This window comes from Bhargavaea sp. GQ12, assembly GCF_059758705.1.
This window is the reverse complement of the sequence record NZ_JCAXEU010000005.1, coordinates 215,753-229,070: the sequence shown is the minus strand read 5'-3', so window position 1 is coordinate 229,070 and position 13,318 is coordinate 215,753. Positions and strand designations below refer to the sequence as shown.

10 protein-coding genes are annotated in these 13,318 nt (G+C 54.1%); all 10 read right to left on the bottom strand.

Features of this window, described 5'->3' with window-relative positions:
• Nucleotides 1-359: 359 nt before the first annotated feature.
• On the bottom strand, nucleotides 360-1,319 hold the full coding sequence (locus tag AC6CHQ_RS07090) for an ABC transporter permease (protein WP_092048879.1): 960 nt from the start codon (nucleotides 1,317-1,319) through the stop codon (nucleotides 360-362).
• 1 nt (nucleotide 1,320) lies between these two features.
• Nucleotides 1,321-2,367 (bottom strand): ABC transporter permease, encoded by a 1,047-nt coding sequence (locus tag AC6CHQ_RS07085; RefSeq protein WP_092048881.1) that lies wholly within the window; start codon nucleotides 2,365-2,367, stop codon nucleotides 1,321-1,323.
• Nucleotides 2,357-3,913, bottom strand: a complete 1,557-nt coding sequence (locus AC6CHQ_RS07080; protein WP_092048883.1) for an ABC transporter ATP-binding protein — start codon at nucleotides 3,911-3,913, stop codon at nucleotides 2,357-2,359. Before AC6CHQ_RS07080 ends, AC6CHQ_RS07085 begins: the two co-directional genes overlap by 11 nt.
• 160 nt (nucleotides 3,914-4,073) lie before the next feature.
• Nucleotides 4,074-5,165, bottom strand: coding sequence for a BMP family lipoprotein (locus tag AC6CHQ_RS07075; protein ID WP_251239175.1), 1,092 nt, complete (start codon nucleotides 5,163-5,165; stop codon nucleotides 4,074-4,076).
• 63 nt (nucleotides 5,166-5,228) lie between these two features.
• Nucleotides 5,229-5,957, bottom strand: coding sequence for a GntR family transcriptional regulator (locus tag AC6CHQ_RS07070; RefSeq protein ID WP_092048887.1), 729 nt, complete (start codon nucleotides 5,955-5,957; stop codon nucleotides 5,229-5,231).
• Between the two features lie 279 nt (nucleotides 5,958-6,236).
• Nucleotides 6,237-8,609 carry a DNA translocase FtsK gene (locus tag AC6CHQ_RS07065; protein WP_092048889.1) on the bottom strand — a complete coding sequence of 791 codons (2,373 nt, stop codon included), beginning with the start codon at nucleotides 8,607-8,609 and terminating at the stop codon, nucleotides 6,237-6,239.
• 86 nt (nucleotides 8,610-8,695) lie between these two features.
• On the bottom strand, nucleotides 8,696-10,363 hold the full coding sequence (locus AC6CHQ_RS07060) for a ribonuclease J (protein WP_092048891.1): 1,668 nt from the start codon (nucleotides 10,361-10,363) through the stop codon (nucleotides 8,696-8,698).
• 348 nt (nucleotides 10,364-10,711) lie between these two features.
• The gene (dapA, locus tag AC6CHQ_RS07055; RefSeq protein WP_498081185.1) at nucleotides 10,712-11,599 is read right to left on the bottom strand and encodes a 4-hydroxy-tetrahydrodipicolinate synthase; all 888 of its coding nucleotides are present in this window, start codon (nucleotides 11,597-11,599) and stop codon (nucleotides 10,712-10,714) included.
• A complete protein-coding gene (gene asd, locus AC6CHQ_RS07050) occupies nucleotides 11,553-12,647 on the bottom strand; it encodes an aspartate-semialdehyde dehydrogenase (protein ID WP_251239172.1) in 1,095 nt (364 codons plus the stop codon). The genes dapA and asd overlap by 47 nt, the downstream gene beginning before the upstream one ends.
• 80 nt (nucleotides 12,648-12,727) lie before the next feature.
• A complete protein-coding gene (locus AC6CHQ_RS07045; RefSeq protein WP_251239171.1) occupies nucleotides 12,728-13,318 on the bottom strand; it encodes a dipicolinate synthase subunit B in 591 nt (196 codons plus the stop codon).

The window sequence follows — 13,318 nt, the reverse complement described above, 5'->3', positions numbered from 1 at the left end:
AGTTGCTTTCCGTTCCGGCGCAGCTTTCCGCGGGGAAGGCTAAGAGCCGGCGCCAAAACGAAGGTTGGCGCCTGCGCCCATAAGCGAAGCGTTGGGCGGCAAAGTTCTTCCTGCGCCCTTAACGTAGTGGTGGACTGCACCTATTTGCAGGGTCTCTCCGCTCTTCTTTTCCACAGGGTCCGCGCCTCCACGACAAGCAATCGTGCAAATCATGTTCGATTCAATTGTTCCTTTATATAGTTCTGTGCGCTGGAGCCGGACGTGGACGACATGGGAATAATCATTGTCCACAGCGTGAAGTTTTATAATTTCCTAAGCCAAAATAAAAAGCGGGCCCTTGAAGGTCCCGCTCAACCGGATTACCGGCTGCCTTTGATATATGGTTTTCCGTTCGCTTTCGGACCGGTCGCTTTACCGATAAAGCCGGCAAGGGCGAGGATCGTGACTACATACGGAAGGGCATGGAGATAACCCGTCGGAATTTCCTTGATAAGCGGAATGCTCGGTCCGACGACCGCGAGTGCCTGCGCGAAGCCGAAGAAGATGGCAGCACCCATCGCGCCGATCGGATGCCACTTGCCGAAGATCATTGCGGCAAGGGCCATGAAGCCCTGACCGTTGATTGTCGCATGTCCGAAATCCCGCGTCATTGTCTGGGAATAAATTGCCCCGCCGATTCCGGCCAGCGCTCCCGAAATAATGACTGCGATGTAGCGGATCTTGTTGACGTTCACACCCATCGTGTCAGCCGCCATCGGGTGTTCCCCGACCGCGCGGAGACGAAGCCCGAACGGAGTCTTGTAAATCACATACCAGGTAATGATCGCAGCCACAACCGCCAGGATGCTCGAGCCGTAGATGCCCTTGAAAAACAGCGGTCCGATCACCGGGATGTCTGACAGAAACGGCATGTCAAAGTTCGGGATCGCTTTCTTGATGAAGTCGGTCTGCCCCTTTTCAAAAATCATCTTTGTCAGGAAAAGGGCGATGGCGAGTCCGAGCATGTTGATGGCGACACCCGAGACGACCTGGTCGGCCCGGAATGAAATCGATGCGACCGCATGCAGGATTGCAAAGATACCTGATACGATCATTGCCGCGATCAGCGCGATCCATGGGGTCCATGACCCGAACGTATCAAAGAAGAACAGATTAAACAGGATGCCGATAAAAGCGCCCATGACCATGAGGCCTTCAAGTGCGATGTTGACGACACCCGAACGTTCAGAAAAGACTCCGCCCAGAGCCGTGAAAATCAGTGGCGCTGCATAGGCGATGGACACCGGCACCATGAAATAAAGGATATCGAGGAAGCCCATGTCACTTCTCCTCCTTTTTCTTGGAGATCTTGGTCAGGAAGAGACGGATTGCGTAACCGCAAGCCACGAAGAAAATGACGAGTGCGATGACGATCTGGACAACCTCTTCCGGAATCTGGGCGGCGTTCGGCATATTGAGCGCGCCGTATTTCAGCGAACCGAACAGGACCGCTCCGAAGATGACGCCCAGAGGCGTATTCGCTCCAAGGAGCGCAACCGCGATTCCGTCAAAGCCGATGCCGGTGAATCCGCCGCGCGTATACATATTGCCGAAGGTTCCGAGACCTTCCATTGCGCCGGCGAGACCGGCGAACGCGCCCGAAATGACCATCGACAAAATGATGTTCTTGCCGATTTTCATACCTGCATATTCGGAAGCATTCTCGTTGAAGCCGACCGCCTTCAGTTCGAAACCGGTCGTTGTTTTTTCAAGGATGAACCACATGACGGCCACCATCAGCAACGCGACGATGATTCCGTAATGCAGCCGCGAGTAATCTGTCAGAGAGGAAAGGAACTCGGAACGCAGGGAAGCCGATTCCATGATCCTGTCGGTCTTGTCTCCTCCGCCTGACCATGTTTTTATAAGTGCGTTGACGACGTGCAGCGCGATGTAGTTCATCATGATCGTCACGATAACTTCGTGGATTTTCATCTTCGCTTTAAGAAGCCCCGGCAGGAATGCCCATAGCGCTCCTGCTGCAGCACCCGCCAGGATGGAGAGCGGCAGATGGATGAATTTCGGGAGGTCGAAGGCAGCACCCACATATACTGCTGCAAACCAGCCGACAATCAGCTGTCCCTCAACCCCGATATTGAAAAGGCCTGTGCGGAAAGCAAAGGCTACCGCAAGCCCGGCAAGAATATATGGTGTGATCTGGCGGATGGTCTCCCCGATGGCATACGAGTCACCGAAAATCCCTTGCCAAAGCGCGATATACCCCGCAACCGGATCATAGCCGCTGACCAGCATGACGATCGCTCCGACCAGCAGGCCGAGTATGACGGCGATGGCCGGCACGAGGAGATTGATCATTCTATTGGACATGATTGTTGACACCTTCTTCTGACTGCACGACAGCCGCTTCTTTCGAGTGACCGGCCATCAGCAGGCCAAGTTGCTGTTCATCCGTTTCCGATGGAAGCACAGTGTCAATAATCGACCCGTCATAAATGACCGCAATCCGGTCGGAAACGTTCATCACCTCATCCAGCTCGAACGAAATGAGGAGAACGGCCTTGCCGCTGTCCCTTTGCTCGATCAGCCTGCGGTGGATGAATTCTATAGCGCCCACATCAAGTCCACGGGTCGGCAATGCCGCAATCAGGAGATCGGGATTCCGCTCGACTTCACGGCCGATAATCGCTTTTTGCTGATTTCCGCCTGAAAGTGCGCGCGCCGGTTCGTGGGGTCCCTGAGTTCTGACGTCATATTGTGCAATGATTTCTTCAGCTTTTTTTTCAATCGCTGCGTAATCCATGATCCCTCCCTTGGAATACGGAGGCCGGTAATAAGTCTGGATCGCGATGTTGTGGCCGATCGGGAAATCAAGCACAAGTCCGTGCTTATGGCGGTCCTGAGGTATATGGCCGATGCCGCTCTTCGTAATTTCACGCGGTTTCCGGTTCGTGATGTCTTTACCGTTGATTATGATTTTGCCGGATTTGGATTTGCGCAGACCGGTAATCGCCTCGATCAGTTCGGACTGGCCGTTACCGTCAATTCCTGCGATGCCGACGATTTCACCCTTGCGGATGCTCAAGTTCAGGTTTTTGACCTTGGCAACTCCGCGTGCGTCCTCTACGGTAAGCCCGTTGATCTGCAGCACTTCATCAGTCGGGCTGGCCGGCCCTTTCTCGGTTTTGAATGTGACCTGTCGGCCGACCATCATCGATGCCAGTTGCTCGGGATCTGTCTGTGCAGTTTCAACCGTGCCGATTCCCTTACCCTTCCGGATGACTGTAACCCGGTCGGAGACGTCCATGATTTCCTGGAGCTTGTGAGTGATGAGAATGATCGATTTCCCTTCGGCGATCAGCTTTTTCATGATCCCGATAAGTTCGCTGATCTCTTGCGGGGTCAGTGAAGCTGTCGGCTCATCGAAGATCAGGATATCCGCTCCCCGGTATAGGGTCTTCAGGATTTCCACGCGTTGCTGCATACCGACGGAAATGTCCTCGATCTTGGCATTCGGATCGACATTAAGCCCGTATTGCCTGGAAAGTTCCGCGACTTTCTTGGAAGCGCTGGAAATGTTCACACTGCCGTTTTTTGTCGGTTCATTGCCGAGGATGATGTTTTCGGTGACCGTAAAATTTTCGACCAGCATAAAGTGCTGGTGGACCATGCCGATTCCGAGATTGTTCGCGACGTTCGGATCGGTGATGTCGACCTTTTTGCCGCGCACCCGGATTTCTCCTCCCTCCGGCTGGTAGAGGCCGAAGAGAACGTTCATAAGCGTGGATTTCCCGGCGCCATTCTCACCGAGAAGGGCATGGATCTCCCCTTTTTTGAGTTGCAGGGTGATATTATCATTAGCTACGAAATTGCCGAACTCCTTGCGGATGTTGAGCATTTCGATCACGTATTCCAATGGTTTCACTCCTTTGTCTTAAACCTGACTATCGCCTGTAAACTGATACAGGAAAGACTTCCTGAGCAGGAAATCTTTCATCTACCATTTACAAAATGGCCGTTACATAAGGAAACATGAAGGCCGGCAGACCCGGCCCCCATGTCCATTCCATCCATTCTTACTTAGGTTCTTTGCCTTCCGGGTATTCCTTGACTTCGATTTCGCCGGAAGCGATCTTTTCCTGGTACTCATCGATCTGAGCCATGACATCTTCAGGGATGTTGCCGCGGGAATCCGCGAGTGCGACACCGTCATCCGCGATGCCGTAAGTGATGACTTCGCCGCCAGGGAACTCGCCGTTCTTCGCTTTTTCGGAGATGTCCTTAACCGCCACGTCTACACGCTTCAGCATCGAAGTGAGTGTGACGTTCACGTCGCCGACTGCACCTTCGTCGTACTGGTCGGAGTCAACGCCGATGACCCATACGTTTGCATCAGGATCGTTCGACTTGCGTTCTTTCGCTTCGGAGAAGACACCGTTCCCCGTGCCGCCCGCAGCGTGGAAGATCACGTCAACGCCGCTGGAGTACATGCGGTTGGCCGTTGTCTTGCCGAGCTCGGCTTTATCGAATGCGCCAGTGTACTGGATATCGATTTCAATCGACGGGTCAACTGCCTCTACGCCCTGTACAAAACCGGACTCGAAGCGGTGGATAACTTCGTTCTCCATGCCGCCGACAAAGCCGACTTTCTTGCTTTCTGTCGTGAGTGCCGCTGCGACACCCGCGAGGAAGGAACCTTCATGCTCTTTGAAAAGGAGGCTGACCGTATTTGGCTGCTCGACAACCGCGTCGATGATCGCGAATTCAGTGTCTTTCTGCTGGGAAGCGATCTCATCAAGCGCATCCTGCATCATGAAGCCGACACCGAAAACAAGGTTGAAATCGCGTCGCGCCAATGCGTTCAGGTTCGGGATATAGTCTTCTTCACCGGCAGACTGGAGATAGTCGAAGCCGCCATCGCCCTTTTCGAGACCATTGTCTTCGCCGAACTCCTGAATCCCTTTCCATGCGGCCTGGTTGAACGACTTGTCATCAACGCCACCGACATCAGTGACCATCGCTACGGAAAACTCGGATGCGGACTCACCGCCGCCGGAGTTGTTGCCTTCGTTCGTTGTTTCTTCACCGTTGTCAGATCCGCATGCGCCGAGGAGCGTGCCTGCAGCCAAAAGAACCGACAGCGCAAGACCAAACTTGCGTTTTGCCATTTGTGGTACCCCCTAAATAATGTTGTGAATGTACTTTTTTTGATAGCAGGAAGGTTATCTGTTTTACATCCGTTTCCGCAAAACGTGGAAGTTGAATTTATCGCCCTTGAAATAATTGCGGGAGTGGAGAATGACGTCTTCCCCTTCCGCATAATGGGACTGCCGCAGCATAAGCAGCGCAGTCTCCGGTTCACATTCGAGGATCGGAGATGCCTCCTCGTCGTACCCGACCGGTTCAATCTGGGCCACAGCCTGTGTAATCCTCAGGTTCCCCGTCCGCTCGATTGCCTCGAAAATCGATTCGTCTTCCTGTTTCAGGAATTCCTCACCGACATAACGGGACGGAAAGATATCGATGCAGTAGACAACCGGCTCGCCGTCCGCCGTCCGGACCCGCTTGATTGTCATGATCCGCTCATCCGGGCCGCACCCGAAACGCTCCATATCTTCCTCCGTGGCAAGTTCCTCGGAAGAGCTGATGAAGTTCGTTCCCGGTGTCATGCCAACCTGGCGGATCATGTCAGATACGCTGGCCAGCTCTTCGATACCCGCAGTAAACAGCGGTCTCGGATTGACGAAAGTCCCGACTCCATGCCTTCGGACAATGTAGTGCTCTTCCTCCAGCAGGCGAAGCGCTTCGCGCAGTGTCGCCCTGGACACGCCCATGATCTTGGCGAGTTCAAACTCGGATGGAAGTTTTTCTTTCTCTTTGAAAACCCCCGACGCAATGTCCCGTTTGAGCTGCTCGATGACCTGAAGATACAAATGCCGGTGGTCCGTCTTTACCGTCATGACATCACCACCAAATTAAAGAGATCAGACATCTGATGTAAAACCTTCCTCCTAATCAGTCATACTATATCATTTTTGCTACCCTATTGAAATACCTATCTTTCTAAATATCTAGACGAATTCATACTTACGCCCCATACTTGTAATCATTCCGTCATGATTAAGCGCTTCCTTTTACAATCAAGCGTTTTCAATGTTTCAGAAGGGGTCCTCCTAATTAAAAACAAGGTCCATCACAATGGCGTGATGGACCTTGTTTTCTCTGCAAATTTGGGAATATCATGATTCATCCGGATGATCCTGGACAAGGACCTGCCGCGGTTTGCTGCCTTCATGCGGGCCGACCACTCCACGCATTTCCATCTGGTCGACAATCCGCGCGGCTCGTGAGTAGCCGATTCGGAATCTCCTCTGGAGCATTGAGACCGATGCCTGCTGCATGCTCCTCACAAGGTCGACCGCCTCATCGTACAATTCATCAGTTTCTTCATGCGGCGCAACTTCTTCCACTTCCGTCGGAATCATCGATTCTTCATACTGCGCTTTTTGCTGGCTAATGACGAAGTCGACGACTTCCTCGACTTCCTGATCGGATAGGAAGGCGCCCTGAATCCGGGTCGGCTTGGAGGCTCCTGCCGGAAGATACAGCATATCGCCGCGGCCAAGCAGTTTTTCCGCACCGCCTGAATCGAGGATGGTTCTGGAGTCAACGGCCGATGAAACTGCGAATGCAATCCGTGACGGGATGTTTGCCTTGATGATGCCCGTAATGACATCGACGCTCGGACGCTGAGTTGCAATGATCAGGTGGATGCCTGCGGCACGGGCCATCTGGGCAATCCGCGTGATGGAATCCTCGACATCACTTGATGCGACCATCATTAGGTCCGCAAGCTCATCGACAATGACGACAATGTAAGGGAGCCGCGGATGCTTTTCTTCGTTTTCCTCATTCCACTCATCGATATGGAGGTTATACCCCTCGATGTTTCTCGTGCCGGTATGGGAGAAGAGGTCATATCGCCGCTCCATTTCCGCCACGACCTTTTTTAGTGCCTGCGATGCCTTACGCGGGTCGGTGACGACAGGTGCAAGCAAATGCGGCACACCATTGTAAACGTTGAGCTCGACCATTTTCGGGTCAATCATCATCATCTTCACTTCATGCGGTTTCGCCCTCATGAGGATACTGATAATGATGCCGTTGATGCACACACTCTTCCCGCTGCCTGTTGCTCCGGCTACGAGCATATGGGGCATCTTGTTCAGCTCGGCCATGACAGCTTCGCCGGAAATATCCCGGCCCAGTGCGACCATGAGCTTGGAATCCGGCCGGTTATTGTTCCGTGCCTCGAGCACTTCACGAAGCGAGACCATGGCCACTTCGGTGTTCGGAACTTCAATGCCGACAGCGGACTTGCCCGGAATCGGCGCTTCGATCCGGATATCCCGGGCCGCAAGCGCCAGTGCAATATCATCTGCGAGGCTGACAATCCTGCTGACCTTCACACCGGTTGCAGGCATCACTTCGTACTTGGTGACGGCCGGGCCGAGATGGACCTCGGTGACACTCGCCTTTACACCGAAGCTGTGGAATGTCTTCTCCAGTTTTTCCGCATTGTGCTGAATCATATTGTACTCGCCGCTCTGGTCGTTTTCCGGAGGCGGATTCAGCAGGGAAACCGGAGGCAGGACGAAGTCTTCATTCACCGGCTGGACATCTCCGATATCGTGTATAACGGTGTCCCCTTCAGCCTGCGTCTCCTCCTCGCCATGTCCCCCGGTTGAAAGATCTTCTTCCTTTGGAGAGGGCTTTGCCCGTTCCGTGAATGAAGAGATGATCGGCTGCACGCGTACGGGTTCGGGTTCCGGATCAGAAGCGCCATAGACTTCTTGCTGGTGTCCGGCCTCCATCCCGTCTATGCCACGGGTTGCGGCTTCCTCATTTTCGGCTGAGCGCCTGGATCTTCTTTGTTTTTCCGGCTTTTCCCGCTTTTGCGGCTTTGGCCTGGCGGGCTTGCGTTCACGCGTGAACCACTCACGGATTGATTCCGCTGCTTCCGGCAGTTTCTCAGCAAGATAAGGCACAAGTGCCTTTCCTGTCAGCAGGATCAGGCCCATCGAGAGCATGATGATCCCTGCGATGGTGGCGCCGGCGGAATCAAAGAGAACATGGAACATAGCGAACAGGAAGCCTCCCACAATTCCGCCACCCAGTGAAACTGCGGGATCCGTGATGCCTCCGTCTGTGACGAGGATGATCCAGGTCTCCTTTAGCGCGGATGTGGTCTGCATGCGGCCGCTCTCATACCGTTCCGTGAAAAGCAGGACATGGCTGAAGAGCGTCAGGCTTCCAAGAATCAGCAGAAGCCCGCCGACGATGCGGTTGCGCAAGTCGGGAATTTCCCGCTTCACCATGAGCAGGAGCGCAAATATCAGGAAAAGGAACGGCAGTGCAGCATGCCAGTTCCCGAAAAGAAAACGGGATGCGCTTCCCAGCCCTCTCCCTACAAATCCGAGACTGAAAAATGTAATGATGGCAAGGCCGGTCATGACAAGTCCCGAGAGCTCATATCCGAGCGGATAGAGGCCGGATTTCTTCTTTTTGGCGGAAGTCCTTCTTTTTTTCTTTTTATTGCGTTTGGTCGCCATCTTTCTTCACCCCCATGGATGAAAACGGGATTTCCCGCCAGCGACGGCGAAGAAATCCCGTTTTGTTCTATCTCTGTTGCCGCGTATTAATACTCCATGATGATCGGAATGATCATCGGGCGGCGCTTGGTCTTCTGGTAGAGGTATGAATTGAGTGTATCGCGGATTTCCTGCTTGATGCTCGTCCATTCGAACGATTCTTTGTTGGAATACTTGCCGACAATCTTCTTCACGAGTTCACCGGCTTCGCCGATCAGCTCACGGGAGTCACGCACATAGACGAAGCCGCGGGAAAGGATTTCCGGACCTGCCGCAATCGTCTTCTTTTTGCGGTTGAGCGTAATGACGACGATGAAGATTCCGTCTTCGGACAGAAGCTTGCGGTCGCGCAGGACGATGTTGCCGATGTCCCCGACCCCGCTTCCGTCGATGAGCACATTCCCTGCGGTGACCCGGCCGGTCATTCTCATCTTGCCGTTTTTGTACTCCACAATGTCGCCCTTGTCCGCTATAAAGATGCGGGACTTTGGCATACCGGTCTGCTGCGCGAGTTTTGAGTGGGCCATGAGCATCCGGTACTCTCCCTGAATCGGGATAAAGAACTTCGGCTTCATCAGGTTAAGCATCAGCTTCAGGTCTTCCTGGCTTCCGTGACCGGATACATGCACCTTTCGGCTGGATGTCAGGACATCGGCCCCCGCCTTGGCAAGGTCGTTCATCGTGTTGTACATGCCGACTTCCATGCCGGGGGACGGTGTGAACGTGATGAGGACCGTATCGGTTTCCTTGATGCGGATATCCTTATGCTGTTTTCGGACGATGCGCTCAAGCGCATCCAAAGGTTCGCCCTGGTTGCCCGTCACGATGATGGCCACTTGGGAGTCGTCATACTTTGCGATTTCCTTCACCGTGATGACGAGGCCATCCGGGACATTCAGGTATCCAAGTTTCATGCCGACTTCAAAGTAGGTCTCGAGGGACTTTCCGATAACTGCGACCTTTCGCCCTGACTCGGCGGCACGGTCGAACACCTGCTGCATCCGGATGAAGTTCGAAGCATAAAGGGCAATCAGGATGCGGCCCTGTGCCTTATGGAATGTTTTGGACAACTGCTCTGCGACGACGGATTCCGGCGTCGTATGGCCCGGGCGCTCTGCTTCCGATGAATCGGACATCAGGATGAATACGCCTTCGTCCCCGATTGCGGCCATCTTGGAGATGTCAGGCCGGTACTTGCCTTTTGCCGACTGGTCGAATTTGAATTCCCCGGTATGGACAATGGCGCCCTCGCTCGTATGGAAGACAATGCCGAGGGCATCCGGAATGCTGTGCGTCGTATGGAAAAACGTCACATATGTCCGCCCGAAATTCATCCGGCTCCGGTTTGATACTTCAAAGAACTTGACGTTCTTGGGTGCAGGCTTGTCTTTCAGGTGCTCTTTTGCCAGCGCGATCGTCAGTTTCGAGCCGTATACGGGAGCCTGGACCTTGCTGAGCAAGTAGGCGATCGAGCCGATTGCATCTTCATGGCCGTGTGTCAGGAAAATCCCTTTCAGCCGATCTTTGTTTTCTTCGATGTAGGTCATATCCGGGATGACGATGTCGATGCCCAGCATATCCCCTTCCGGAAACATGAGGCCGCTGTCGACGATGAACAGTTCATCATCGATCTCCACGACATACATCGCCTTACCGATCTCCCCGACTCCTCCGAGGGGGATGACCCTGATGTTTTCGTTTTTTGTCTTGGTCAATGGTTCTCCTCCTAAATCATACCCGTTCCATATCCGCTAACCTCCATTATACGGGAGCCGTACAATCTAGACAAATTAAAAAAGTACTGAAATCGGGATTCGTTCCGGGCGTAACTGATTGGCGCACCGAGGAAAGGCGCTCCGGCTTTCCGGCATCGGCACCGACGGGGATGATGGGTACATCAACTCTGTACGTATGTTGATCTTTCATCAGGACTTGTTGATCTTCTCAACAATCTCATTGATCTTTCGCGCACTCTTGTTAATCTTTCAGAAAAAAAACGAACTGACAGGGCACATTTCCCTGTCAGTTCGCTTTTGGCAGATGCCTGTAGGACATGCGGCATATCACATCCCCGTCGCCGACCGGAAACCGGACATTGCCTGCCCGACAATCGTGGCCCCTTCTCCGTCCAGGGGCATGATCGGAAGCCGCACCGTACCGGGATCGAATCCGGCCAGTTTCAATGCATGCTTAACCGGAGACGGGCTAGGGCTGGAAAACAGGGCTTCTGATAAACGGCTTATTTCCGCATGGAGGCGTGCGGCCTCTTCATGATCACCGTTCCTGTAAGCACGGACCATCCGCTGCATCTCGGGTCCGGCCACATGCGAGGCGACTGAGACCACACCGTGCCCGCCGATTACCAGCACCGGAAGTGTCAGGCCGTCATCCCCGCTGTACAGGCGGAATCCCTCGTCCGTCCCCGAAATGATGCGGGTCATGGCGCCGAGATCTCCTCCCGCTTCCTTCACAGCCCGGATGTTCGGGACACCCGACAGGGCGATGACCGTCTCGGGTTCCAGTCGGGATGCGGTCCTGCCGGGCACATTATAAAGCATGACCGGAAGCTTCGTGCTTCCCGCCGCTTCAGTGAAATGCGCATGCATGCCCCGCTGGTCCGGCCGGTTATAGTACGGTGCCACCAACATGATGCCATCCGCTCCTGCGGACTCCGCCCTTTTCGTCATGGCTACGGTCGCGGCGGTGCTGTTGCTCCCGGTACCTGCGATGACAGGAATCCTGCCCCCGGCCGCCTCGACGGACAGCCTGATGACCCGCTCCTTCTCGTCGTCGCTCAGCGTGGGCGCTTCCCCTGTCGTCCCACAGACCACAATGGAGTCCGATCCATTCTGTATCAAAAAATCAACGAGGGCAATCAGGCGGCCCTCGTCAACATTTCCATCCTTATCGAACGGCGTGACCATCGCCGTCGCTATGCTGCCGAGTTCCATCGGCGTCTTCCCCTTTCAGCAACCCGTCCGCGATGAGTGCTTCAGCGATCTGGATCGAGTTGAGGGCAGCCCCTTTCAAAAGGTTATCCGCGACAACCCAGAAGTGGAAGGCGCCCGGGGTGTCGAGATCTCTGCGGAGGCGTCCGACAAATACATCGTCTTTTCCTTCTGCGAACAGTGGCATCGGGTACGCCTGGTTTTCCGGATCATCCATTACGGTGATTCCTTCCGCGGCATGCAGGGATTCCCGTATGCCTGCCGCATCAGCCGACGGATTGCCCGTCTCGAAGTACACAGATTCGGAGTGGCCGGTCACGACCGGGAGACGGACACATGTTGCCGCTACGGAAAGTTCAGGCATTCCCATGATCTTCTTTGTCTCATTGATCATTTTCCACTCTTCAAATGTATAGCCGTCCTCGCTGAAGACATCAATTTGCGGCACCGCGTTGAACGCGATCGGGTAATGTTTCTTATCACCCTTGACCGGCAGAAGCTCCGCCTCTGCTCCGGCCCTGTTGTACATATCCTCACTTTGTTTGCCCAGCTCGCCGATCGCGGCGGCTCCGGCACCGGATACCGCCTGATAAGTCGATACGATCACTTTCTTCAGGCCGTACTTTCTGCGGACCGGCTCCAGTGCCGCAACCATCTGGATGGTCGAGCAGTTCGGGTTGGCGATGAGGCCCCGGTGTTCCTTGAGCGCCTCACGGTTCACTTCCGGAACGACAAGCGGAGTGTCCGGATCCATGCGGAATGCGCTGGTATTGTCGATGACGACTGCTCCCCGGCGGACCGCTTCCGGCGCAAGCTGCTTGGATACGCTCCCGCCTGCACTGAAGAAGGCGATATCCACTCCGTCAAAGCGTTCCGGCACCGCTTCTTCCACAGTAAATTCCTTTCCTCCGAACTCCACTTTGCTTCCCGCAGAACGCGCAGAGGCAAGGAAGAGGATTTCATCGGCAGGGAAATTTCTTTCTTGTAGTTTTTTGGCGATTCCCTGGCCCACCGCACCTGTAGCTCCGACAATTGCAACACGATATCCCATGGTCAAACACTCCTCAGTTTCATGATCGAATGTTCAGTATTATAGCATGTTCTGAATGGGTTTTGGAGAAATACTCATGTTTAAGTATTTTCATGCTTAATGAGGAGAGGCTGAAGCTGCTCCCCCTTTATAGCGGCCTCGACTGTATCGACCATTTTGGTGAAGTCACTGATGAGGGAATTCGGTTTTTTCACGGGATCATCCTGGCCGAACGGGATAAAGTAAATGTTTTTCGTATTCACCAGTTTCATGATATTGGTCCCGTTCAGGCCGAGTGCATCGTTGGTGGAGATGCCGATGACGACCGGAGTGCCGTTTCTGAGAGTCGCCTTGGCTGCCATCAGTACCGGTGAGTCCGTGATGGCGTTTGCAAACCTTGAAATCGAGTTCCCTGTCATCGGTGCGATCACCATGCAGTCGACCGGTGTTTTCGGTCCGAACGGCTCCGCCTCAGCGATGGTGGTGATGATATCCGCCCCGGCTGCTTCACGGATTTTTTCCATCCATTCCTCGCCTGTCCCGAAACGGGTTGCGGCGGTCAGCACGGAGTTGGTGATGACCGGAACGACTGTCGCCCCCCTATCGGTGAACGCCTTGATCTTTGGAATCACATCTGCATAGGTGCAGTGGGATGCAGTGATTCCGAAACCGATTCTTTTGCCGTCGAGCAT